The sequence below is a fragment of the Mesorhizobium sp. B2-2-3 genome (genome assembly GCF_006442405.1).
Lineage (GTDB): Bacteria > Pseudomonadota > Alphaproteobacteria > Rhizobiales > Rhizobiaceae > Mesorhizobium.
Genome location: NZ_VFWC01000002.1, coordinates 40,378 through 64,963, shown reverse-complemented (window position 1 = coordinate 64,963; position 24,586 = coordinate 40,378). Strand labels below are relative to the sequence as shown.

Below are 24,586 nucleotides of genomic sequence, written 5' to 3'. Positions count from 1 at the left end.
AAGACACGACCTGGAAGGAAATGCCATGACCGGCAAGACCGCGTTCGAGACCCGTTACGGCTTCCGCCGCAACCAGGTGCTGCTCGCCAACTGGCGGGAAAATCCGTTCAACCGATGGTCATTCCAGAACGTCGGCGAGCTGGTGCCGAGCGCGCGTGTCGCCGCCCTGCCGGTCAACGAGGCGCCGGCCGAGGATTTCGGCGGATTGCTCGACGAAAAGATCGCGGTGGCGAGCACGCCGGAAACCGTCGCGGCTTTTCTCAGCCGCTCGCACACGGATGCGCTGACCGTCATGAGAGGCGGCAGGATCGTCGGCGACTGGTTTGCGCCGCATATGGATTTCGGCGCCCGCCACATCATCTTTTCGATCAGCAAGTCGGTGACCGCGATCATGGCCGGCATATTGGAAGGCGAGGGCGTGTTCGATCCGGAAGCCCCGGTGACGGCCTACATACCGGAAGCCGGCGATTCGGCCTATGGCGAGGCTGCCGTGCGGCATGTGCTCGATATGAGTGTCAGCCTCGATTTCGAGGAGGCCTACCTCGATCCCGAAAGCGCCTTTGCTCGTTACCGTCGCGCCACCTTGTGGAACCCGGGCGGCGGCACGGAAAGCCTGCGTGAATTCCTCCTGACACTGCAGCGGCTCGCCGAGCCGCATGGCCAGACCTTCCGCTACCGGTCCCCCAATTCCGACCTGCTTGGCCTGCTGCTCGAACGGGCGTCCGGCCAGCGCTTCGCCGACCTGATGCGCGAGAAACTGTGGCTGCCGCTGGGTGCTGCCGGCGAAGCTTCGGTGGCGGTCGACATGGAGGGCACGGCGCGCACTGCCGGCGGCATCTCGGTGACGCCGCGCGATCTGGCGCGCGTCGGCGAGATGATGCGGCAAGGGGGCACTGCGAATGGCCGCCGCATCGTGCCCGAGGCCTGGGTGCGCGACACCACGGTAACCGGCGGCAGTTCTGAAGCCTGGCAGCGTGGCGCCATGCTGCCGCTGTTTCCCAAGGGCCGCTACCGCAACAAATGGTACCAGACAGGACATGAGAACGGGGCCTATTGCGGCATCGGGATCCATGGCCAGTGGCTCTATGTCGACCCCCGGACGGAAGTGGTGATCGCCAAGATGTCATCGCAGCCCGAGCCGGTCGACGATCCGCTCGATCTCGAGATCGTCGCATTCTTCGAAGCGCTGAGCCGGATGGTCTGAGCGGCCGCAACATTAGGGCGCGCTTTCCTGTGGACCTCTGTCGCCGGTGAAACCGCGAAGGTTGGCGGGCAGGATAACTGCGCCTATGGTCGCCGCTCTTTTCGAGAAGAGCAGGAACGGCATGGCATCCGACATCAAGCGCATCGCAGCCATTATCGCGACCGAGATCACAGCGCGGCCCGAACAGGCCGCCGCTGCCATCGGGCTGCTCGACGAAGGCGCGACCGTGCCGTTCGTGGCGCGCTACCGCAAGGAGGTGACGGGCGGGCTCGACGACACGCAATTGCGCCTGCTGTCGGAGCGTCTTGCCTATCTGCGTGAGCTCGACGCGCGGCGTGACACCATCCTTGGCTCGATCCGGGAGCAAGGCAAGCTGACCGACGAGCTTGAATCCAAGCTCGCCTCCGCCGTCACCAAGGCCGAGCTCGAAGACATCTACCTGCCCTACAAGCCCAAGCGCCGCACCAGGGCGGAGATCGCCCGGGAGCGTGGGCTGGGGCCGCTGGCGGAAGCCATCCTGGCCGACCGCTCGCTGGTGCCGGCGGAACTCGCACTGGCCTATCTGACCGAGGACGTGGCCGACGCCAAGGCGGCACTTGAGGGTGCGCGCGACATAGTGTCGGAGCAGTTCGCCGAGAATGCCGACCTGGTCGGCAAGCTGCGAAGCTACATGAAGGAACGCGCCTTCATGCGCGCCAGGGTGGTCGACGGCAAGCAGGAGGCGGGTGCGAAATTCTCCGATTATTTCGACCATGTCGAGCGCTGGGCCACCGTGCCGAGCCACCGCGCGCTGGCGATGCTGCGCGGCCGCAACGAGGAGGTGCTGTCGCTCGACATCGAGGTCGATGCCGACGACTCTTCGCCGGTGAAGCCGGTAGAGCGGATGATCGCCAATGCCTACGCCATCGGCGGCAGCCTGCCGGGCGATCGCTGGCTGATGGAGGTCGCAGGCTGGACCTGGCGCATAAAACTATCCCTGCACCTGACGCTCGATCTGATGCGCGACCTGCGCGAACGGGCCGAGGAAGAGGCGATCCACGTCTTCGCCCGCAATTTGAAGGATCTGCTGCTCGCCGCCCCCGCCGGATCGCGGCCGACGATGGGGCTCGACCCTGGCATCCGCACCGGCGTCAAGGTCGCGGTGGTCGACGGCACCGGCAAGCTGGTGGCGACGACAACGGTCTATCCGTTCCCGCCCAGGAACGATGTGCGTGGCACGCAGGCGGAGCTCGCCAAGCTCGTTCGCCTGCACAAGGTCGAGCTGATCTCGATCGGCAATGGCACCGGCAGCCGCGAAACCGAGAAGCTGGTGGCCGACATGCTGTCCGACATGCCTTCCGACGGCGGGCCGAAGCCGCTCAAGGTGATCGTCAGCGAGGCCGGCGCTTCGGTCTATTCGGCTTCGGCGACGGCGGCGGCGGAATTCCCCGGTCTCGACGTATCATTGCGCGGTGCGGTGTCGATCGCGCGCCGCTTGCAGGATCCGCTGGCCGAACTGGTCAAGATCGAGCCGAAATCGATCGGCGTCGGCCAGTATCAGCACGATGTCGACCAGTACCGGCTTGGCCGCTCGCTGGAGGCGGTGGTCGAGGACGCCGTCAACGCGGTTGGCGTCGATCTCAACACGGCTTCGGCGCCGCTTCTGGCGCGGGTTTCAGGGCTCGGGGCGTCGCTCGCAGACGCCATCGTCGCGCATCGCGATGCCACCGGCCCGTTCGCCAGCCGCAAGGATTTGCTCAAGGTCTCCCGCCTCGGGCCGCGTGCGTTCGAGCAATGCGCCGGCTTCCTGCGCATCCCGAACGGCTCCGAGCCGCTCGACGCCTCGGCCGTGCATCCGGAAGCCTACGGCGTGGCCAAAAAGATCGTCGCCGCCTGCGGGCGCGATGTGCGTTCGCTGATGGGCGACAGTGCGGCGCTGAAGGCGCTCGATCCGCGCGTTTTCGTCGACGAGCGGTTCGGCCTGCCGACGGTGCGCGACATTTTGACCGAACTGGAAAAGCCCGGCCGCGATCCGCGCCCCGGCTTCAAGACGGCAACCTTCGCCGATGGCATCGATGACATCAAGGATCTGAAGCCCGGCATGCTGCTGGAAGGCACCGTCACCAATGTCGCCGCCTTCGGCGCCTTCGTCGACATCGGCGTCCACCAGGACGGGCTGGTGCACGTTTCGCAACTGGCCGACCGTTTCATCAAGGACGCGCATGAGGTGGTCAAGGCCGGCGACGTGGTCAAGGTGCGGGTCGTCGACGTCGACATCAAGCGCAAGCGAATCGCGCTTTCCATGCGCAGGGATGGTGGCGAGGGCAGCGCATCGCGCGGCCCGCGAGACAATGGCGGCGGCAGGCCGGCGCCACGCTCGCCCGCGCCGCAGCGCCAGCCGGAGCGGCCGCCACAGCAAGGTGCGTTCGGCGCGGCGTTGGCGGATGCGTTGAAGCGGAAGTAGCTACCACGCCAGAACAGCCGGGTCCTTTTCAACCTGGCTCGTCAGCCAATCTCGAAAACTCGCGACCGGCGGATGGCCGCGCTTGTCGTGCGGGACGACTAGATAATAGGCGCTGCGGCTGTGCATAGGCTGGCCGGGCGCGGGCACCAGCTGGCCGCGCTGCAACTCGCCTGAGATGAGGATTTGCGGCAGCAGAGCCACGCCCAGACCCGCCATACAGGCCTGGGCGGCGGTGCCGAACTGTTCGAACTGCATACCCGGTCCGGTCGGCGCGCTCAGGCCCTGATGCTCAAACCATTCTGTCCAGGCGCCAGGCCGCGTCGCCATGTGCAGCAGCGGCAGACGGCCGATGTCGGCCGGCGTGGCGATGGAGCGCTCGGCGAGAAATTCGGGCGACACCACCGGGGCCACCACCTCCCGCACCAGCAGCGTCGAGTCTGCCTCGGGCCAGTCCGGCAGGCCATAATGGATGGCGGCATCCAGCCGCTCTCTGGCGAAGTCGAAGCGGCCGACGCGGGTGACGAAGTTGATGGTGATGTCGGGATTGTTGTCGACGAAGTCTGGGATCATCGGCATCAGCCAGCGCGTGCCGAAGGTCGGCAGGATTGCGAGGTTCAGGATGCCGCTATGCCGATTACTCATCAATCCAAGGGCTGCGTCGCGCAATTGGCCAAGTGCCGAACGGACCACTTCGGCGTAGGTTTCGCCCGCCGCCGACAGCCGGACATTGCGGCTGTCGCGCTCGAACAGCCGGCGGCCAAACTGGCCCTCGATCAGCCTGATCTGCCGACTGACGGCGCCCTGGGTTAAATCCAGCTCCTGGGCTGCAGCGGTGAAACTGCCAAGCCGGGCCACCGCTTCGAAGGCGGCAAGCGCGTTGATGTTAGGCAAAAGACGACGTTGGACGCTCATGATCTATTCCTAACGCTCATTGATCGGTGAAGCAATTTCGTTTGATTTTGTCAGGCCGTGGGCCGATAAGCCGGGCTTCACCCGTTTTTAAGGATCGAGAGGCCATGGCTGCCGACAAGAATGCATTCGTCTGGGAAGACCCGTTCCTGATCGAGGACCAGCTTTCGGAAGACGAGCGCATGGTGCGGGACGGGGCGGCGGCCTTCGCCGCCGACAAGCTCGCGCCGCGCATCGAGGAGGCCTATTTCAACGAAACCTTCGACACGGCGATTTTTCGCGAGATGGGCGAGGCCGGCCTGCTCGGCATCAACATTCCGGAAGAATTCGGCGGCCTCGGCGCCAACTATGTCACCTACGGCCTGGTCGCCCGCGAAGTGGAGCGCGTCGATTCCGGCTATCGTTCGATGATGTCGGTGCAGTCGTCGCTGGTGATGTATCCCATTTATGCCTATGGCTCGGACGAACAGCGCAGGAAGTATCTATCCAAGCTGGCCAGCGGCGAGTGGATAGGCTGTTTCGGCCTGACCGAACCGGATGCCGGCTCCGACCCCGGCGGCATGAAGACGCGCGCCGAGAAGACCGCCAATGGTTACAAGCTTACCGGCTCCAAGATGTGGATCTCCAATGCGCCCGTCGCCGACGTGTTCGTCGTCTGGGCGAAGCTGAAGGGCGAGAACGGCAAGGATGAGATCCGTGGCTTCGTCCTGGAAAAGGGCATGAAGGGGCTTTCGGCGCCGAAGATCGGCGGCAAGCTGTCGCTGCGGGCGTCGATCACCGGCGAGGTGGTTATGGAAGGCGTCGAGGTCGGCGAGGATGCTCTGCTGCCCAACGTGTCGGGGCTGAAGGGGCCGTTCGGCTGCCTCAACCGGGCTCGCTACGGCATTTCCTGGGGCTCGATGGGCGCGGCCGAAGATTGCTGGCATCGCGCGCGCCAGTATGGCCTCGACCGCAAGCAGTTCGGCAAGCCGCTGGCCAGCACGCAGCTCTACCAGAAGAAGCTCGCCGACATGCAGACCGAGATCGCGCTCGGGCTGCAGGCCTCGTTGCGCGTCGGGCGGCTGCTCGACGAAGGCAAGATGGCGCCGGAGATGATCTCGATCGTCAAGCGCAACAATTGCGGCAAGGCGCTCGACATCGCCCGCCAGGCGCGCGACATGCATGGCGGCAACGGCATCCAGATCGGCTATCACGTGATGCGCCATGCGCAGAATCTGGAGACGGTCAACACCTATGAGGGCACGCATGACGTGCACGCGCTGATCCTGGGACGGGCGCAGACGGGGATCCAAGCGTTTTTCTGAGGTTCGGTAGCCGTTTAAGTTAGGTGCAGCGCAACATCCGCTTGGAGAATGACGGCCAGATGTGTCAGGGTTCGGCCAGCTAAACGCCGATCTTCCGGGGCTCCATGGCAATTCTGGCCGCCGTCTATCACCTGACCCATTACAAATACGACCGGCCGGTGGTTCTTGGTCCCCAGGTGATCAGGCTCCAGCCGGCGCCACATTCGCGCACCAAAGTGCTCAGCCATTCGTTGAAGGTCGAGCCGGCGAACCACTTCGTCAATCTCCAGCAGGACCCCTACGGCAATTTCCTCGCCCGTTTCGTCTTTCCCGACCCGGTGAGCGAACTCAAGATCGAGGTCGACCTCGTCGCCGACATGACGGTCTACAACCCGTTCGATTTCTTCGTGGAGGAGACGGCGGAAAATTTCCCGTTCGAGTATCCGGAAGAGACACGCAACGACCTCGCCATCTATCGCACACCGGAACCGGCAGGCCCGCTGCTGTCGGCGTTCCTGAAAACCATCGATACCAGCCCGAAAAACACGGTCAATTTTCTCGTCGACCTCAATGCCCGGCTGCAGCGCGAAATCGCCTATATCGTGCGCATGGAGACCGGCGTGTTCTCGCCGGAGGAAACGCTGGCGGCCGCCAAAGGGTCGTGCCGCGATTCGAGCTGGCTGCTGGTGCAGATCCTGCGCAATCTAGGCATCGCCGCGCGCTTTGTCTCGGGCTATCTGATCCAGCTCAAGCCCGACCTCGTCGCGCTCGATGGGCCGGCCGGTACATCCGTGGATTTCACTGACCTGCACGCCTGGTGCGAGGTCTATCTTCCCGGCGCTGGCTGGATCGGTTTCGACCCGACTTCGGGCCTGCTTACCGGCGAGAGCCATGTACCGCTTGCCGCCACCCCGCATTTTCGCAATGCAGCGCCCATTTCCGGCATGGCGAGCTTTGCCAATGTCGAGTTCGGCTTCGACATGCGGGTCGACCGCATCGCGGAGCATCCGCGCATCACCAAGCCGTTCTCGGATGAAAGCTGGCATGCGCTTGATGCGCTCGGCAACAAGGTCGATGCGGCGCTGGCGGACGGGGATGTACGGCTGACCATGGGCGGCGAGCCGACCTTCGTGTCGATCGACGATTTCGAGTCCGCCGAGTGGAACACCGCCGCCGTCGGCCCGACAAAACGCGAAAAGGCCGATGCGCTGATCCGGAGGCTGCGCGAGCGCTTCGCGCCTGGCGGCTTCCTCCATTATGGCCAAGGCAAATGGTACCCCGGCGAAAGCTTACCGCGCTGGACCTTTTCGCTCTACTGGCGCACCGACGGCCAGCCGGTGTGGAGCGACCCGTCGCTGATCGCGCGGGAGAAAAGCGAAGCCGATATCGGTCCGAAGCAGGCCGAGAGCCTGCTGACCGCGATCGCCGGCGAGCTCGGCATCGAAACGTCCATGGTCAGCGAAGCCTATGAGGATCCGGCCGAGTGGCTGCTCAAGGAAGGCAAGCTGCCGGAGAATGTCGATCCGTCCAATTCGAAGCTGGAGGATCCCGAAGAGCGCAGCCGCATGGCGACGGTGTTCGAACGCGGGCTGACCAAGCCGTCGGGCTATGTGCTGCCGGTGCAGCGCTGGAACAGCCAGGCGTCGGGCCAGCGCTGGCGCTCGGAAAAATGGACGACGCGGCGCGGGCGGCTGTTCCTGGTGCCGGGCGATTCACCGGTCGGCTACCGCCTGCCGCTCGGCACGCTGCCTCACGTGCCGCCGGAGCAGTTTCCCTACATCGTTCCGGTCGATCCGTCGCAGCCGCGCGGTGCGCTGCCCGTGCGGGAGGCGATCTTGCCCATGGCGGCTCCGGCCGATCCTCAGGGCGCCGATGAAATGGCACGCCGCCAGCAGGCGGCATCGTTCACGGCCGCGACCGCCCAGCAGGACCGGGTCGAGCAGGAGATCACCGAGATCGGCGGCGCGGTGCGTACCGCGCTTTCGGTCGAGCCGCGCGAGGGACGGCTCTGCGTGTTCATGCCGCCGGTCGAGGCGCTGGAGGATTATCTTGAGCTGGTGGCAGCAGCCGAGAACGCGGCCAAGGCGATCAGGTTGCCAGTGCACATCGAGGGCTACGGCCCGCCGCATGATCCGCGCCTCAACGTCATCCGCGTCGCGCCGGACCCTGGCGTCATCGAGGTCAACATCCACCCGGCTGCCAACTGGCAGGATTGCGTGGCGACGACCACGGCGATCTACGAGGAGGCGCGGCAAACGCGGCTTGGCGCGGATCAATTCATGATCGACGGCCGCCACACCGGCACCGGCGGCGGCAACCATGTTGTGGTCGGCGGCGCGACCCCCAATGACAGCCCGTTTCTGCGCCGCCCCGATCTTTTGAAGAGCCTAGTGCTGCAATGGCAGCGGCATCCCTCGCTGTCTTATCTCTTCTCCGGCCTGTTCATCGGCCCGACCAGCCAGGCGCCGCGCTTCGACGAGGCGCGCCACGATTCGCTCTACGAGCTTGAAATCGCCATGGCGCAGGTGCCGCGTCCGGACCAGGGCAGCCTGCCTTTGCCATGGCTGGTCGACCGGCTGTTCCGCAACCTTTTGACCGACGTCACAGGGAACACGCATCGCTCGGAAATCTGCATCGACAAGCTGTTTTCGCCTGATGGACCGACCGGACGGCTGGGCCTGGTGGAATTCCGCGGCTTCGAGATGCCACCCAATGCGCGCATGAGCCTGGCGCAGCAACTGCTGGTCAGGGCGATCATCGCCCGTGCCTGGAAGAACCCGCTCGACGGCCGTTTCGTGCGCTGGGGCACGTCGCTGCACGACCGCTTCATGCTGCCGCATCATGTCTGGGCGGATTTTCTCGACGTTCTCGACGACCTCAAGCTCAACGGTTTCACGTTCCGCCCCGAATGGTTCGACGCGCAGCTCGAGTTCCGCTTTCCCTTCTGCGGCGAGGTCCAATATGCGGGCGTCAAGCTGGAACTGCGGCAGGCCCTGGAGCCGTGGCATGTCATGGGCGAGCAGGGGGCCATCGGCGGCACCGTGCGCTTCGTCGATTCCTCGGTCGAAAGGTTGCAGGTCAAGACCGAAGGTCTCAATCCGGAGCGCCATGCCGTCGTCTGCAACGGCCGCATCGTGCCGATGAAGGTTGCCGACAACAGGGAGGTCGCGGTGGCGGGCGTGCGCTTCAAGGCGTGGCAGCCCGCTTCGGGCCTGCATCCGGCACTGCCGGTCAATACGCCGCTGGTGTTCGATATCTACGACCGTTGGTCGGGTCGGGCGGTTGGCGGCTGCGTCTATCATGTCGCGCATCCGGGCGGGCGCAGCTACGACACTTTTCCGGTCAACGGCAACGAGGCGGAAGCGCGCCGGCTCGCCCGCTTCGAAGCGCGCGGCCACACGCCGTCGGCCTATGTGTTGCGCGAGGAACAACCCACGGAAGATTTCCCCATGACGCTTGACCTTCGGCGTCCACCAAGATTCTGATCTGACATGGCAAAGGGGAATCACAAGCGGGTACGCGGCAAGGCGCAGATCCATCGCCTGCTGGAGCACTACCAGCCGATCGACGGCGTCGTCGACGAGATGGTCGACGCTTCGGGCAATCCCCGTCCGGCCTGGAAGCATTTCATCGAGGCGCTCGACGATCTCGGCGCCGAAGAACTCGCCCAGCGTTTTGCCCGTGCCGACCAGTATCTGCGCGACGCCGGCGTCTATTACCGCGTCTACGACAAGGCCGGCGCCAACGAGCGCGAATGGCCGCTGGCGCATGTCCCGGTGCTCATCGAGGACGCCGAGTGGGCAGCGATCAGCGCCGGCCTGGTGCAGCGCGCCGAGCTGTTCGAGGAGATCATCGCCGATATATACGGGCCGAACCGGCTGGTCGAGAAGGGCATCCTGCCGGCCGGACTGATCGCGGCGAGCCCCGAATATTTCCGGCCCGTGGTTGGCACTCGTCCGGCCGACGGCCATTTCCTGCATTTCTGCGCCTTCGAACTCGGCCGCGGGCCGGACGGCCGCTGGTGGGTGTTGGGCGACCGTACTCAGGCACCATCCGGCGCCGGTTTCGCTCTGGAGAACCGCGTCGCCACGACCCGCGCGCTGTCGGACATCTATGGCGAGATGCATGTGCATCGCCTCGCCGGCTTCTTCCGGCGCTTTCGCGATGCGCTGATCGGCATGGCCAGGGAAGCCGACGGCCGCGTCGCCATTCTGACGCCTGGACCGCTCAACGAAACCTATTACGAACACGCCTATATCGCCCGCTATCTCGGCATCATGCTGCTCGAAGGCGAGGACCTGACCGTTTCCGGGGGCCGGCTGATGGTGCGCACCGTTTCCGGGCTGATGCCGATCAGCGTGCTGTGGCGACGGCTGGACGCGGCGTTCGCCGATCCGTTGGAACTGCGCTCGGAGTCGCAGATCGGTACGCCGGGCCTGATCGAGGCGATCCGGCAAGGCAGCGTGTCCACCGTCAATGCGCTCGGCTCGGGCCTGATGGAAACGCGCGCGCTACTTGCCTTCCTGCCCAAGATCGCGCGCGAATTGCGGGGCGAAGAACTCAAGCTGCCCACCGTCGCGACATGGTGGTGCGGTCAGGCATCCGACCGAGCGCATGTGCTCGCCAATATCGACCGCATGGTGATTGGGCCGGCGCTGTCGACGAGGCTGGCCTTCGAGGACGACGACCAGACCAAGCTCGGCGCGGCGCTGTCGGCCGGGGAGCGGGCCGACCTGGTGGCGCGCATCGAGCGCGACGGCGACGCTTTCGTCGGCCAGGAAGCGGTGACGCTTTCGACGACGCCCGTCTATGTGGGCGGATGGCTGGAGCCGCGGCCGGCGAGCCTGCGTGTCTACCTGGCGCGCACGCCCGAGGGCTGGACGGTGATGCCGGGCGGGTTCGCCCGCGTCGGCCTGTCGCTCGATCCGACGGCAATCGCCATGCAGCGCGGCGGCCAGGCGGCCGACGTATGGGTGGTCAGCGACCGGCCGGTGGAGCGCGAGACGCTGCTGCCACAAGAGGGTGACAGCTTCAGCCGCACCAGGCCGGGCAGCCTGCCCAGCCGCGCAGCGGAAAACCTGACCTGGCTGGGCCGCTACATCGAACGCTCGGAAGACACCGTGCGCATCCTGCGCGCCTATCATGTGCGGCTCGCCGAAACCTCCGACCCGGATATGCCGTTGCTGGCCGACATCAGGGATCATCTCGAACCGTTCGGCATCGATGTCGAAACAGCGATCCCATCGGGGCTGATCGGCACGCTGGACAGCGCCGTCTACAGCGCCGGCCAGATCCGCGACCGTTTCTCGCCGGATGGCTGGCTGGCCCTCAAGGACCTGTCGAAGACCATCCATCAGTTCGCGACGACGGTGGCGCCGGGGGATGATGCGACACGGGCCATGACCGTCATCCTGCGCAAGCTCGCCGGTTTTTCCGGCCTGCTGCACGAGAACATGTACCGCTTTGCGGGCTGGCGCTTCCTTGAGATCGGCCGGCGGCTGGAGCGCGGCATACAGATCGCCAGCACGCTCGCCCGGCTGACCAGTGACAAGGCGCCGGACGGCTCGCTCGACATGATGCTGGAGATCGGCGACAGCGTCATGACGCACCGGCGGCAGTACCCTGTGCAAGCCGGCCGCCGCACGGTGATCGACCTTCTTGCGCTCGATCCGCTCAATCCGCGTTCCATCCTGTTCCAGCTCGAACGGCTGAAGGCCGAGATCGGACTGCTGCCGGCGATCGGCGGCGAAGGGCACATGTCGCCTGCGGCCAAGGAGATCCTGCAGCTCAACACAGCCATCGCCATCAAGGAGCCAGCGGACATGAGTGTGAAGGCGCTGAACGATCTCGCCGGCGAGATAGGCGGGCTCTACAGCAGCCTCGCCAAGGCCTATTTCGGGTAAGGCGGCGCTCCGGCATGCTCTACGACATCAGGCTTCACCTTCACTACGATTACGCCGCCGTCGCCGGCGGCGGCCGTCACCAGGTGCGCGTACTGCCGCCGACCATCGAGGGCGTGCAGCGCGTCGTCGCTGCGTCGCTATCCTTCGCGCCGGCGCCCAACGAACGCTCGGATTTTTCCGATTTCTTCGGCAACAACGTCACCTCGATCGCCTTCCGCGACGCGCATGACGCACTCGACATCAGGATGAGCGCGCGCGTGGCGGTGTCGCGGCCCGAGCCCGGGCTCGACGTGTCGCCCGACCTTAGCCGGCTGCGTCAGGAGCTCGCCGCCGTGCGCTCGCTGGCACCGGATACACCGCACCATTTCCTGGCCCCCAGCGGTCACGCCGGCATCAATGCGGCGATCACCGCCTATGCGCGCGATAGCGTCGGCGGCTCGGCCGCCGGTACGGCGATGAACCTCTGCAATCGCATCCACCGCGATTTCACCTATGATGGCGAGGCGACAACCGTGCGGACCCTGGCTGGCGACGCATTCCGGCTGAAGCGCGGGGTGTGCCAGGATTTCTCGCATATCATGATCGCCGGCCTGCGCGGGCTTGGCATACCGGCCGGCTATGTCAGCGGCTTCCTGCGCACCATTCCGCCCAAGGGCAAGGCCAGGCTGGAGGGCGCCGACGCCATGCATGCATGGGTCAAGGTGTGGTGCGGGCGCGATGCCGGCTGGCAGGAGTTCGACCCGACCAACGGCATGCGGGCCTCCAACGATCACATCACCGTCGGCTATGGCCGTGACTATTCGGATGTCGCGCCGATCGTCGGCGTTCTCAAGACCACCGGCGGACAGGTCGGAGAGCAAGCCGTCGATGTTATTCCGGTGGTGCTGGAGAAGACCTGACGTCCGGCCTGCTTGCGCAAAGCGCCTTGCAGGGTTCCGCCCCGGCGTGGGTGGCCGCCGACTTTTCGGACAGGAATGGAACCAGTGCTCGGCCCAGAGGCTTATCTACGGGTGTTTCCGTGGGGCCAGCATGCTGCAGAAATCCGGATTGACTATCGACGGCGAGGCCGCACCAAAGAACGGCGCTCAGATCTCTGCCGAGGATGCCGCACTGATCTATGTCAGCGATACCGAGCCCGGTATCCGCCGACTGAAAGCGGGCAAGGGATTTTCCTACAGGGGACCTGACGGAAGGCCGGTCTCGGATGCCACCCGAGCGCGCATCGAGGCGATCGTTATCCCGCCGGCCTGGACGGATGTGTGGATCTCGCCCGAGGCGGACGGCCATATCCAGGCAACCGGCAGGGATCAGCGCGGGCGCAAGCAATATCGCTACCATCCGCGTTGGGCCGAGGAACGCGACAGCGCCAAATATTCGAGCCTTGTCGCTTTCGCCGAAAGCCTGCCGGAGCTTCGGCGTAGGATGGACAGCGACCTGCGCCGCCATGGCCTGCCGCTCGAACGCGTCGTCGCCGCGATCGTCTGGCTGCTCGACAACACCATGATCCGAGTCGGCAACGCCGCTTACGCCCGCGACAACAAGAGCTTCGGCCTGACGACGCTGCGGGACCGCCATGTCGACATCAAGGGATCGAGCCTGCGGTTCGCCTTCAAGGGCAAATCGGGCAAGGAATGGAAATTGAAGCTGGTCGATCGCCGCATCGCGCGAATCGTGCGCGGCGCGCAGGATCTGCCGGGCCAAAAGCTGTTCCAGTATCTCGACGAGGACGGCAACAGACACCCGGTGCGCTCCGAGGACGTCAACCGCTACATCCGCGAGGCCATCGGGGATGCATTCAGCTCGAAACATTTCCGTACATGGGGCGGCACCATCCACGCCGCGTCGCTATTTGCGCAAACGGTGCTGCCCGACAGCCAGGCACAGCAGAAACGGGCGATGAACAGCGTCATCGACAGGGTCGCCGAGCGGCTGGGCAACACGCGCGCCGTCTGCCGCCAATGCTATATCCATCCGCAAGTCTTCGAAGCATGGCTGCAGGGACGGCTGCTTGCCGAAATGGCGGAAGCCAACAAGCGCAAAGGATCGATAGACGGTCTCGATGACGAGGAAGCGCTCGTGCTGCGATGGCTGAAGACGCACGAAAGCGGACCCGCGGCAACCAGCGGCCGCTGAATCCGCAGCGCCTCGATTTTTTTATCGACGCCGTGTCGGGATCGGTCCTAGTGTTTCGTCCTTTGACACAGAAGAGGACAAACCATGCTCTACGCGATCTTGTGCTATGCTTCCGAAGACGTCGTCTGCTCCTGGAGCAAGGAACAGGACGACAAGGTCATGGCCAACATTCTCGATGTCCAGCAGAAATACGCGGACGCCGGCCGGCTTGGCCCGGTGGCGCGGCTTTTGCCGACGACGGCGGCGACGACGCTGAGGAAGGTCAAGGGCGAATCGATCGTCATCGACGGGCCGTTCGCCGAGACCAAGGAACAGTTCCTCGGCTTCTACACGCTCGAATGCGCCGATCTCGACGAGGCGGTGGAGTTCGCGCGCGAACTTTCCGAGGTCAATCCGAGCGGCGGCTCCTACGAAATCCGGCCGGTATCCATCTTCAATCCCACTAGGGCCGCCGTATGACCGAACTTGCCTGGATCAGCTCAGCGATCAGCGCCGCCCGCCCGCAGGCGATGGGTGCGCTGCTGCGCTATTTCCGCGACCTCGATACGGCGGAGGAAGCTTTCCAGGACGCTTGCCTCAGGGCGCTGAAGAACTGGCCGCAGAACGGTCCGCCGCGCGATCCGGCGGCCTGGCTGATCTTCGTCGGACGCAACAGCGGCATCGACGCGGTGCGCAAGCGCGCCAAGCAGGCGCCGATGCCGGAAGAGGACCAGATATCTGATCTCGAGGACGCAGAGAGCGACATCGCCGAGCGGCTCGATGGCGCGCACTACCGCGACGACATATTGCGACTGCTGTTCATCTGCTGCCATCCCGACCTGCCGGCAACGCAGCAGATCGCGGTGGCGCTGCGCATTGTCTCCGGCCTTACGGTCAAGCAGATCGCGCGCGCCTTCCTGGTTGGCGAAAGCGCCATGGAGCAGCGCATCACCCGCGCCAAGGCACGTATTGCCGACGCCGGCGTGCCGTTCGAGACACCGGGCGCGGTGGAGCGCTCGGAGCGGCTCGCCGCGGTCGCGGCCATGGTCTACCTGATCTTCAACGAGGGCTATTCGACCAACAGCGGCGAGGCGCCGGCCCGCGCGCCGCTGTGCGAGGAGGCGATCCGGCTGGCCCGGCTGCTGCTCAGGCTGTTTCAGACCGAGCCGGAGATCATGGGGCTGACGGCGCTGCTGCTTCTCCAGCATGCGCGCGCACCGGCCCGCTTCGATGCGGACGGAGAGATCGTTCTGCTCGAGGATCAGGACCGCAGCCTGTGGAGCCGCAAGATGATCGATGAGGGGCTGGCGCTGGTCGACAAGGCGCTGCGCCACCGAAAGCCCGGCCCTTACCAGGTGCAGGCGGCGATTGCCGCGCTGCATGCGCGGGCTGAAAAGGCCGAGGACACGGACTGGGTGGAGATCGACCTGCTCTACGGCCTGCTCGAACAGATGCAGCCGTCGCCTGTCGTCACCCTCAACCGTGCGGTTGCGGTCTCCAAGGTGCGTGGCCCGGAGGCCGCGCTCGCCATGATTGAGCCGCTGGAGCAGAGGCTTTCCGGCTATTTCCACTTCTTCGGCCTCAAGGGCGGGCTTTTGATGCAACTCGACCGGGGCGAGGAGGCGCGGGTCGCCTTCGATCGCGCCATCGCGCTTGCCAACACCGCGGCGGAAGCGGCCCATATACGCATGCATATCGACCGGCTGATGAAGGACAGCGCAGCGCGCACCGCAAGCTGACCCTGGTTCAATGGTCTGGCCCGGGCTTGGACCATGCCGGGGTGGCGATTTTTTCCTGAAACCGCTATTGGCACGCCAAGACAGCGCCTCCCTGCGCCTGACCGCACAGGGAACGCACGGCGCAAATGCTTTGACCACGCCACATGAATGGCGGGATCTGAAAGGGACAGACATGACGATAGCGAAGGAAACCGCCGAGCTGCTGGCGAAACTGGGTGTTGCCAAGGAGACGCTTGCCGGCGGCGACCTGATCGTGCGCAGCCCGGTGACGGGCGAGCAGATCGCGGCGTTGAGCACGATCTCACAGGCCGATGCGGCCAGGACCATCGATGCCGCGCACAAGGCGTTCCAGGCCTGGCGGCTGGTACCGGGCCCGAAGCGCGGCGAGCTGGTGCGGCTGCTCGGCGAGGAATTGCGCGCGCACAAGGCCGAACTTGGCCGGCTGGTGTCGATCGAGGTCGGCAAGATCCCCTCGGAAGGGCTCGGCGAAGTGCAGGAGATGATCGACATCTGCGACTTCGCCGTCGGTCTTTCCAGGCAATTGTACGGGCTGACCATCGCGACCGAGCGTCCAGGACACCGCATGATGGAAACCTGGCATCCGCTCGGCGTGGTCGGCGTCATCTCCGCCTTCAACTTCCCGGTCGCGGTGTGGTCGTGGAATGCGGCGCTGGCGCTGGTCTGCGGCGATGCGGTGGTATGGAAGCCTTCCGAAAAAACGCCGCTGACGGCGCTGGCCTGCGAGGCGATCTTCAAGCGCGCCGTCAAGCGCTTCGGCACTGATGCGCCGGAAGGGCTCGCGTCGGTGCTGATCGGCGACCGCGCCGTCGGCGAGATTCTGGTCGATCATCCCAAGGTGCCGCTGGTCTCCGCCACCGGCTCGACCCGCATGGGCCGCGACGTCGGCCCGCGCCTGGCCAAGCGCTTTGCACGCGCGGTGCTGGAGCTCGGCGGCAACAATGCCGGCATCGTCTGCCCGACCGCCGATCTCGACATGGCGTTGCGCGCGATTGCCTTTGGCGCGATGGGCACGGCGGGCCAGCGCTGCACGACGCTGAGGCGCCTGTTCGTGCATGACAGCGTCTACGACGCCTTGGTACCGCGGCTGAAGAAGGCCTATCAGAGCGTTTCTGTCGGCAATCCGCTGGAGACGTCGGCCCTCGTTGGGCCGCTGATCGACAAGGCAGCCTACGAAGCCATGCAGAAGGCGCTGCAGGAAGCGTCCGCCCACGGCGGCAAGGTGACCGGCGGCACGCGGGTCGAGAATGGCCATCCGGACGCCTACTACGTGCATCCGGCGCTGGTCGAAATGCCCAGCCAAGTGTCGCCGGTGACCGAAGAGACGTTCGCGCCGATCCTCTATGTGATGAAGTATTCCGATTTCGACGCCGTGCTTGACGAGCACAATGCGGTGGGAGCGGGGCTGTCGTCGTCGATCTTCACCCGCGACCTGCAGGAGTCCGAGCGCTTTCTCGGCGTCGACGGCTCGGACTGCGGCATCGCCAATGTCAATATCGGCACGTCGGGCGCCGAGATCGGCGGCGCCTTCGGTGGTGAAAAGGAAACCGGGGGCGGCCGCGAGAGCGGCTCCGATGCGTGGAAAGCCTATATGCGCCGCGCCACCAACACGGTGAACTATTCCAAGGCGCTGCCGCTCGCCCAGGGTGTCTCCTTCGACATCGAGTGACATTGCGGGTTCCGGCTCGGGTGACCTTGCGCACCCGGGCCGTTCTGCGGCCTGAGGTTCACTGCTGAGGGCAGTTATGCTGTCATTCTTCATATGGTGCTGACGTCCCGCCGCCGAGGCGGTTTTTTTGTTTCGAAGGATACGCAGCGGCACGGACCGCCTTCATAGCCTGGGCAGCGGCGAGTCTCTCAGTGGTCGGTGGAAAAGCATGCTGCGAAGGCGGCATCCACGATGGCCAGCTTGGCGGCCTGGACGGTCATGTATTCCTGAAAGAAGCGGTGCGAGACCCACATCACGGAATTGCCGCGCTGGCCCAGCCAGCCGATGCTGCCGAGCGCCTCGGCATCGCGTAGTTTTCGGGCGAGGTGGGTGCGCGACAGTTTGAGCCAACTGGCGAATTCCGCCACCGAGACCACGCTGGTCGGAATCCGATCTAGGCCGGCATGGTCGGGGTCGATGCCGGACATGAGCCGGTCCATGACGATGCCGCCATTGTTGAGCCAGATGAACAGGGAAAAAGTCTGGTTGGGTTCGCGCACCGGTTTGGACGAAAGCAGGCCATCGGCCACGAGGGGCTGCAGGGCGGCGAGCATATCGGGCCGCTCCAGGTATTTCGCCAGCCGGTCCGCGCCGTCGAGTCGGTCAAGGGTCCGTAGATGTGCGTGCACCCATCCGGTGAATGTCCGCACCGTGTCCGCTGTCGGCTGCAACGGGTGGGTGCGCCCGTCTCCGCCCGCTACGTATTCGGCGATGCGGTAATTCAACATCTCCTTGATGAAAGCGTCGGCGGTGTTGCGGCTGGCGACCTTGTGCTGATGCACGAACTCGATGAAGCGCGACACCGTCAACGCGGTGCGACGGTCGCCCGGGTCGCGCCTGAAATGCATGGCAAGGCCGACATGGCCCATCAGCCAGCGCTGCTGCGTGGCGAATATGGAAGCAAGCCGCGGGCTGGCTTCGTAGATGTGGATCAGCGCCAGCGACTGCTCCTGGACGTGGCGGTGCAGATCCGGATGAGCGGCTATGTCCTCGATGTCCAGCATCCGCCTCCTTCTGGTTGGCCAAGCTTACTGCGCTCCAAGAGCGGGTCGCGTCGAAGCGGATTCATGCGACGCGCTTTTGGCTTCTTTAGTGCACGTCGTTCTCCCAAAACCGAGGTCACTCTTGGGCGACACGCATTTAGACATTTTCAGCCTTGCGCATTTGTGTCCAGATGAGACGGCTCGGACTAAAGTCCAGTTCTGTAGCCAATGATGGCGGCGAGACGTCGGCGGCAACCCCACACGGGCAAGCACGGCGCGTTCAGCGATCTTGGACAACCGCAGCTAGCCGCGGTTGTCGTCCTGCCGCCCGGCTATGATGGGCTGACGCGGGGTCCGCCGGCGCATACGCATCGGGAGGCCGCCGATGGCGGGTTCTGCCGCCTACTCGGCCGCCTGAACGCGATGTGCCTGGATGATGGCGCGGATCTCAGAGCGGCAGGAGCCGCAATTGGTGCCTGCCTTCAGCGCGGCGCCGATGGCTTCCACGTTCGTGCAGCCGGAAGCCACCGCCGCCGTGATCTGGTTGATCCCGACGTTGAAACAGGAGCAGACGGTCGCGCCGGCATCGGGCCGTTCGGCACCGGCGCGGCCGGCGACGATGCGGAAGCGCTCGCGTTGGCTGGCATGGGCCTCTTCGAGCTGCTGCGTTGCCCATCCGCGCGACACGGCGACCGGGCCGGGAGCGACGAACAGGGCGCCCGCGAGCTGTACGCCATCGAAGGCGGCGATGCGATGCTGGCCGGCATCGCGGTCGTGATAGGCGAGTATTTCGGCATCGGTCGAGGCGCCGAACAGGGATTGGGCAAAAGTCGTCCAGTCGATTTTGTCGTCTGCAAAGGCGAGCTCGACCCGCCAGCCATCCCTGCAGCGGGCCACGGCCCAATAGTCGCCGGCGACCGCTTCGGGCCTTTGTCGGGTCACGGCGAAGCCGAACGCCATCGCGGCGAATTTCTCGATGTGCACCGCGACGTGCTTCAGTGCCGGCTGGCCGGAAACCGGGTCGGTGAGCGGCGCGGTGAGCGTGTCGAGCCGGCCCTTGGCGGTGAACTGGTCCGTCCAGTGCATCGGCGCGAAGATGCTGCCCCGGCGCTGGCGGGACGTGATCAGCGCGCGCACGAGCACGGCGCCGCGCGGGCTGGAAACGCGCGCGATGTCGGCGTCGCCGATGCCGTATCGCGCGGCGTCGTCGGGATGGATCTCGACGAAGGGTTCGGCCATGTGCTGCGACAGACGCGGGCTTTTGCCGGTGCGCGTCATGGTGTGCCAATGGTCGCGGACACGGCCGGTGTTGAGGACGAGGGGGAATTTCTCGTCCGTGCGGGTTTCCGTGACAGGGCGGACGGCGATGAAGCGCGCCTTGCGGTCGGGCGTGTAGAAATTGCCGTCGGCGAAGAAGCGGGTGTTCGGTGGCCCTGCTTTATCGTTCTCCGGCTGGGGCTCAGCTTGAGTCCCCTCCGAGAGATGTCGAGCCCAGGCGCCCCCCTCTGTCCTGCCCGACATCTCCCCCTCTAGGGGGGAGATCGGCAGTTTTGTCGACGGCGCTCGTCCTGAGATATCGGCGATTGGCGAAGGCCGTCGTGGCATCCAATCTCCCCGCTTGAGGGGGAGATGGCCGGCAGGCCAGAGAGGGGTGGCCGGGCTCGGTGCTGGCCATTGGAAAGGCGCCAGCGCGTCGTATTCCTCCCCATCGAGGCCGGCATAAATCCCAATGTCGAAATCGCGCGCACCGTCGTTTTCAAATCCCGACAGCGCGGCATGCTCGCCAAAAACCTCCGCCGGGGACGCATGCGCGAACGCTTCGCCAAAACCCATCCGCTGCGCCACTTCGGCGATGATCCACCAATCTGGCCGCGCCTCGCCGGGCGCGGCCAGGAACGGGCGCTGGCGCGAGATGCGGCGCTCGGAATTGGTAACGGTGCCGTCCTTCTCGCCCCAGGCGGTGGCCGGCAGCCGGACATGGGCATAGCGCACCGTGTCGGTCTCTGCCAGCACGTCCGACACCACCACAAACGGACAGGCCTTGATCGCTGCTTCGACGGCGTCGGCATCGGGCATCGAATCGACAGGATTGGTGGCGAGGATCCACAGCGCCTTGATCCGCCCGTCGGCGACCGCCCGGAACATGTCGACCGCTTTCAGGCCGGGCTTTTGCACGATGTCAGGTGCATTCCAGAAGCGCTTCACGCGTTCTCGATGCCCGGGATTTTCAATCTCCATGTGGGCGGCCAGCATGTTGGCCATGCCGCCGACCTCGCGTCCGCCCATGGCGTTGGGCTGGCCGGTGACCGAGAACGGCCCGGCGCCGGGCCTGCCGATGCGACCGGTGGCGAGGTGGCAATTGATGATGGCGTTGACCTTGTCGGTGCCGGACGACGACTGGTTCACGCCCTGGCTGTAGACCGTGACAGTCTTGCCGGTCGCGGCGAACAGGCCGTAGAAGCGGGCGAGCTCGTCCTCGCTCAGGCCCGTGGCGGCAGCGATGCCGGCAAGGTCTAGTGCCGAGGCGGCGAAAAGGGCTTGTCCGAAGCCGGTCGTGTGAGCGGTGATGTAGGCGCGGTCGAGCGCATTGTGCTGGCCGAGCCAGGCGAGCAGGCCGGTGAACAGGGCGACGTCGCCATCCGGTGCGATCGCCAGGTGCATGTCGGCGATATCGGATGTCATGGTGCGGCGGGGGTCGACCAGGACGATCTTCATTTCCGGGCGCTTCTCACGCGCGGCAGCTATGCGCTGGTAGAGCACGGGATGGCACCAGGCGAGATTCGAGCCGACCAGCACGATGAGATCGGCAAGCTCCAGATCCTCGTAGGTTCCGGGCACCGTGTCGGAGCCGAAGGCGCGGCGATGGCCGGCGACCGAGGAGGCCATGCAGAGGCGCGAATTGGTGTCGATATTGGCCGAGCCGATGAACCCCTTCATCAATTTGTTGGCGAGATAATAGTCCTCGGTCAGCAACTGGCCGGAGACATATAAGGCGACCGCATCCGGCCCATGTTCGGCAATGGTTTGCGAGAAGGTCGACGCGACAAGATCGAGTGCCTCGTCCCAGGAGGCGCGGCGGCCGTGGATCTCAGGATGGAGCAGCCTGCCGTCAAGACCTATGGTCTCGGCAAGAGCAGAGCCCTTGGAGCAGAGCCGGCCGAAATTCGCGGGATGATCGGGGTCGCCGCGGACCGACACCTGCCCGTCCGCGGCGACCTTCGCCAGCACGCCGCAGCCTACCCCGCAATAGGGGCAAGTGGTCCTCACCTCGCGTGCTTCGCCAATCTGCATGGGTCAGGCCGCGCGGCTTGCCAGCGCTTCGAGCGCGATGAACAAACGCTCGCCCTCGATCTTCACCGGAATGGTGCGCACCGCGCCCTCGTCGGCGCCGAGCGCCTTGCCGGTCTCCAGCGAGATGACCCAACTGTGCAGGGGGCAGGTGACCGCCGCGCCATGCACGATGCCCTGGCTCAGCGGCCCGCCTCTGTGCGGGCAATGATCGTCGATGGCGAAGACCTGGTCCTCGGCGGTGCGGAAGATAGCGATCTTGCCCTGCGGCGTGGCAACACAGCGCGCGCCCCGGCGGGGGATGTCGGACAGGGAGCCGATCGGTGTCCAGGTCATTGGGTCGCCTTTATTTGATACGAATGCGCCCAGGCGCCCCCCTCTGTCCTGCCGGACATCTCCCCCTCAAGGGGGGAGATCGGCAGTTTTGCTGATGGCGTCCGTTCTGCGAAGTTGGCGATTGGCAAAGGCCGTTGTGGCATCCAATCTCCCCCCTTGAGGGGGAGATGGCCGGCGGGACAGAGGGTGGCTCGCGCGAACATCTCCATCACTCCGCCGCCTCCGCGAACCCGACCGAGGCCATCGGCCGGAACTCGTGCTTGTCCTTGCCTGACACGCGTTCCGACCACGGATCGACCTGGGCGAATTTCTGGGAAAAGACGAAGCGGTCGTAGAAGGCCTTGCGCTTGTCGCCATCGTCCATGATCTGGCGCTTGATCTCGGCGATGCCGACGCGCTTGGCCCATTTGTAGATGCGTTCGAGATAGCGGGCCTGCTCGCGGTACATCTGCGTCAGCGCCACGATATGCTCCAGCGCTTCGTCCTCGGTCTTGACCAGGCCAAGCACTTCGGTGCCCTTGATGTCGAGGCCTGCCGCACCCGCGAAATGGATCTCGTAGCCACTGTCGACGCAGATGACGCCGACGTCTTTGCAGGTCGCCTCGGCGCAGTTCCTCGGACAACCCGACACCGCCATCTTGACCTTGGCCGGCGTCCACGAGCCCCACATGAATTTCTCGATGCGGATGCCGAGGCCGGTGGAATCCTGCGTGCCGAAGCGGCACCAGTCGGAGCCGACACAGGTCTTCACCGTGCGCAGGCCCTTGGCATAGGCATGGCCGGAGACGAAGCCGGCCTGGCCGAGATCGGCCCACACCGCCGGCAGGTCTTCCTTGCGGATGCCCAGCATGTCGATGCGCTGGCCGCCGGTGACCTTCACCATGGGGATCTCGAACTTATCGACGACATCGGCGATGGCGCGCAGTTCGGCGGCATTGGTGACGCCGCCCCACATGCGCGGCACCACCGAATAGGTACCGTCCTTCTGGATGTTGGCGTGGACGCGCTCGTTGATGAAGCGCGACTGGTAGTCGTCGGCGTATTCGTCCGGCCGGTCGCAGACGAGATAATAGTTGAGTGCCGGCCGGCATTTGGCGCAGCCGCAGGAGGTCTTCCATTCCAGCTCCTGCATGACGGCAGGTATGGTCTTCAGCCCCTTGGCCTTGATCAGCCGGCGCACCTCGTCATGGCCGAGCGTGGTGCAGGAGCACATGGGCTGTACGGCGGCCGGGTTGTACTTGTCGCCGATGGTCAGCACCATCAGTTTTTCGACCAGCCCGGTGCAGGAGCCGCAGGAGGCCGACGCCTTGGTGTGCGCGCGCACGTCGTCGAGCGAAGTCAGCCCCTTGGCCGCGATCGCGCCCGTGATCTTGCCCTTGCAGACGCCGTTGCAGCCGCAGATTTCCGCATCATCCGGCAAGGCTGCAACGGCCGCCATAGGGTCCAGTGGGGCACCCCCCTGGTAGGACTGGCCGAAGATCAACGTATCGCGCATTTGCGATATGTCTGTTTGCTTCTTCTTGAGGTCGTTGAACCAGGCGCCGTCCGCGGTCTCGCCGTAGAGCACGGTGCCGATGATGCGGTCGTCCTTGAGCACGAGGCGCTTGTAGACGCCGGCCGCCGCGTCGCGCAGCACGATCTCCTGGCGGTCCTCGCCCTCTGCGAAGTCGCCGAGCGAGAACAGGTCGATGCCGGTGACCTTGAGCTTGGTCGGCGTGTCCATGTGGACAAAACCGGCCGCCTCGTCGCCGGCGAGCTGGCGGGCGGCGACGCGGGCCATCTCGTATAGGGGGGCGACCAGCCCATAGATCTGGCCGTTGACCTCGGCGCATTCGCCGAGCGCGTAGATGTCCGGGTCGTTGCTGCGCATGCCGGCATCGACGACGATGCCTCTGTTGACGGCGATGCCCGCCTCCTTCGCCAGCGCTGCGTTCGGCCGGATACCGACGGCCATCACCACCAGCGTCGCGGGGATGACGGTGCCGTCGACGAGTTCGACCTGCTCGACCTTGCCGTTGCCCGTGATCGCCTTTGTATTGGCCTTGGTGACAACCTTGATCCCGCGCTGCTCGACGGCGCGCTGTAACAGATAGCCTGCCGCCGGATCGAGCTGGCGCTCCATCAGCGTCGGCATGACATGCAGCACGGTGACGTCCATGCCTTGCGCGTTGAGGCCCGCTGCTGCTTCCAGTCCGAGCAGTCCGCCGCCGATGACCACAGCCTTGGCGCGCGACTGGGCCGCGAGCATCATCGCCTGGACGTCGTCGAGGTCGCGATAGGTGAGAACGCCGGGCAGGTTGTGGCCGGGCACCGGGATGATGAACGGCACCGAGCCGGTGGCGATGACGAGCTTATCGTAGGGTTCGGTGACGCCGTGGTCCGACGTGACGGTCTTCGCTGCGCGGTCGATGGCGACGATCTTGTGGCCCTTGTAGAGGGTGATGTTGTTGGCGATGTACCAGCCGTCGCCATGGATGATGATTTCTTCGTAGGCCTTCTCGCCCGAGAGGACCGGCGACAGCATGATGCGGTCGTAATTGACGCGCGGTTCCGCGTTGAAGATGGTGACGCTGTAGCGGTCCGGCGCCTGTTCCAGCAGGTGCTCCAGCATGCGCCCGGGGGCCATGCCGTTGCCGATGATGACGAGTTTTTGGGTCATG

The 24,586-nt window shown here is 65.3% G+C and carries 15 protein-coding genes; 10 read left to right on the top strand and 5 right to left on the bottom strand.

The genetic code is table 11. The features are described from left to right. Window positions 1-25 precede the first annotated feature (25 nt). On the top strand, window positions 26-1,204 hold the full coding sequence (locus FJ951_RS03425; protein ID WP_140513620.1) for a serine hydrolase: 1,179 nt from the start codon (window positions 26-28) through the stop codon (window positions 1,202-1,204). 121 nt (window positions 1,205-1,325) lie between these two features. Next, complete coding sequence (locus FJ951_RS03420) at window positions 1,326-3,647, top strand: Tex family protein (RefSeq protein ID WP_140513926.1); 2,322 nt, start codon at window positions 1,326-1,328, stop codon at window positions 3,645-3,647. On the opposite strand, the gene FJ951_RS03415 is transcribed toward FJ951_RS03420, so the two are convergent. Next, window positions 3,648-4,559, bottom strand: a complete 912-nt coding sequence (locus FJ951_RS03415) for a LysR family transcriptional regulator (RefSeq protein ID WP_140513619.1) — start codon at window positions 4,557-4,559, stop codon at window positions 3,648-3,650. It lies immediately after the preceding gene. 104 nt (window positions 4,560-4,663) lie between these two features. Between FJ951_RS03415 and FJ951_RS03410 the strand changes: the two genes are divergently transcribed. The 8 genes from FJ951_RS03410 to FJ951_RS03375 all read left to right on the top strand — a co-directional run bounded on the left by FJ951_RS03410 (window position 4,664) and on the right by FJ951_RS03375 (window position 17,280). Next, on the top strand, window positions 4,664-5,860 hold the full coding sequence (locus FJ951_RS03410; protein ID WP_140513618.1) for an acyl-CoA dehydrogenase: 1,197 nt from the start codon (window positions 4,664-4,666) through the stop codon (window positions 5,858-5,860). Between the two features lie 104 nt (window positions 5,861-5,964). Then, the gene (locus FJ951_RS03405) at window positions 5,965-9,324 is read left to right on the top strand and encodes a transglutaminase family protein (RefSeq protein ID WP_140513617.1); all 3,360 of its coding nucleotides are present in this window, start codon (window positions 5,965-5,967) and stop codon (window positions 9,322-9,324) included. 6 nt (window positions 9,325-9,330) lie between these two features. After that, on the top strand, window positions 9,331-11,742 hold the full coding sequence (locus FJ951_RS03400) for a circularly permuted type 2 ATP-grasp protein (protein WP_140513616.1): 2,412 nt from the start codon (window positions 9,331-9,333) through the stop codon (window positions 11,740-11,742). A 14-nt stretch (window positions 11,743-11,756) separates the two neighbouring features. Then, complete coding sequence (locus tag FJ951_RS03395) at window positions 11,757-12,641, top strand: transglutaminase family protein (protein WP_140513615.1); 885 nt, start codon at window positions 11,757-11,759, stop codon at window positions 12,639-12,641. Window positions 12,642-12,771: 130 nt separating this feature from the next. After that, entirely contained in the window at window positions 12,772-13,875 is a 1,104-nt protein-coding gene (locus FJ951_RS03390) for a DNA topoisomerase IB (protein ID WP_140513614.1), read from the top strand. A gap of 84 nt (window positions 13,876-13,959) precedes the next feature. Beyond that, the gene (locus tag FJ951_RS03385; RefSeq protein ID WP_140513613.1) at window positions 13,960-14,334 is read left to right on the top strand and encodes a YciI family protein; all 375 of its coding nucleotides are present in this window, start codon (window positions 13,960-13,962) and stop codon (window positions 14,332-14,334) included. Then, complete coding sequence (locus FJ951_RS03380) at window positions 14,331-15,593, top strand: RNA polymerase sigma factor (RefSeq protein WP_140496183.1); 1,263 nt, start codon at window positions 14,331-14,333, stop codon at window positions 15,591-15,593. Before FJ951_RS03385 ends, FJ951_RS03380 begins: the two co-directional genes overlap by 4 nt. A gap of 172 nt (window positions 15,594-15,765) precedes the next feature. Beyond that, a complete protein-coding gene (locus tag FJ951_RS03375; RefSeq protein ID WP_140513612.1) occupies window positions 15,766-17,280 on the top strand; it encodes an aldehyde dehydrogenase family protein in 1,515 nt (504 codons plus the stop codon). 188 nt (window positions 17,281-17,468) lie between these two features. On the opposite strand, the gene FJ951_RS03370 is transcribed toward FJ951_RS03375, so the two are convergent. The 4 genes from FJ951_RS03370 to nirB all read right to left on the bottom strand — a co-directional run bounded on the left by FJ951_RS03370 (window position 17,469) and on the right by nirB (window position 24,585). Next, on the bottom strand, window positions 17,469-18,323 hold the full coding sequence (locus tag FJ951_RS03370; RefSeq protein ID WP_140513611.1) for a hypothetical protein: 855 nt from the start codon (window positions 18,321-18,323) through the stop codon (window positions 17,469-17,471). 381 nt (window positions 18,324-18,704) lie between these two features. Beyond that, the gene (locus FJ951_RS03365; RefSeq protein ID WP_140513610.1) at window positions 18,705-21,593 is read right to left on the bottom strand and encodes a nitrate reductase; all 2,889 of its coding nucleotides are present in this window, start codon (window positions 21,591-21,593) and stop codon (window positions 18,705-18,707) included. A 3-nt stretch (window positions 21,594-21,596) separates the two neighbouring features. Then, window positions 21,597-21,926: a nitrite reductase small subunit NirD gene (nirD, locus tag FJ951_RS03360; RefSeq protein WP_140496179.1), complete on the bottom strand. Its 330-nt coding sequence runs from the start codon at window positions 21,924-21,926 to the stop codon at window positions 21,597-21,599. A gap of 208 nt (window positions 21,927-22,134) precedes the next feature. Further along, complete coding sequence (nirB, locus tag FJ951_RS03355) at window positions 22,135-24,585, bottom strand: nitrite reductase large subunit NirB (protein WP_140513609.1); 2,451 nt, start codon at window positions 24,583-24,585, stop codon at window positions 22,135-22,137. Window position 24,586 lies beyond the last annotated feature (1 nt).

Coding starts and splice junctions, on each gene's coding strand:
- FJ951_RS03425 (WP_140513620.1), top strand. CDS start 26: ATGACCGGCAAGACCGCGTTCGAGACCCGTTACGGCTTCCGCCGCAAC.
- FJ951_RS03420 (WP_140513926.1), top strand. CDS start 1,326: ATGGCATCCGACATCAAGCGCATCGCAGCCATTATCGCGACCGAGATC.
- FJ951_RS03415 (WP_140513619.1), bottom strand. CDS start 4,559: ATGAGCGTCCAACGTCGTCTTTTGCCTAACATCAACGCGCTTGCCGCC.
- FJ951_RS03410 (WP_140513618.1), top strand. CDS start 4,664: ATGGCTGCCGACAAGAATGCATTCGTCTGGGAAGACCCGTTCCTGATC.
- FJ951_RS03405 (WP_140513617.1), top strand. CDS start 5,965: ATGGCAATTCTGGCCGCCGTCTATCACCTGACCCATTACAAATACGAC.
- FJ951_RS03400 (WP_140513616.1), top strand. CDS start 9,331: ATGGCAAAGGGGAATCACAAGCGGGTACGCGGCAAGGCGCAGATCCAT.
- FJ951_RS03395 (WP_140513615.1), top strand. CDS start 11,757: ATGCTCTACGACATCAGGCTTCACCTTCACTACGATTACGCCGCCGTC.
- FJ951_RS03390 (WP_140513614.1), top strand. CDS start 12,772: ATGCTGCAGAAATCCGGATTGACTATCGACGGCGAGGCCGCACCAAAG.
- FJ951_RS03385 (WP_140513613.1), top strand. CDS start 13,960: ATGCTCTACGCGATCTTGTGCTATGCTTCCGAAGACGTCGTCTGCTCC.
- FJ951_RS03380 (WP_140496183.1), top strand. CDS start 14,331: ATGACCGAACTTGCCTGGATCAGCTCAGCGATCAGCGCCGCCCGCCCG.
- FJ951_RS03375 (WP_140513612.1), top strand. CDS start 15,766: ATGACGATAGCGAAGGAAACCGCCGAGCTGCTGGCGAAACTGGGTGTT.
- FJ951_RS03370 (WP_140513611.1), bottom strand. CDS start 18,323: ATGCTGGACATCGAGGACATAGCCGCTCATCCGGATCTGCACCGCCAC.
- FJ951_RS03365 (WP_140513610.1), bottom strand. CDS start 21,593: ATGCAGATTGGCGAAGCACGCGAGGTGAGGACCACTTGCCCCTATTGC.
- nirD (WP_140496179.1), bottom strand. CDS start 21,926: ATGACCTGGACACCGATCGGCTCCCTGTCCGACATCCCCCGCCGGGGC.
- nirB (WP_140513609.1), bottom strand. CDS start 24,585: ATGACCCAAAAACTCGTCATCATCGGCAACGGCATGGCCCCCGGGCGC.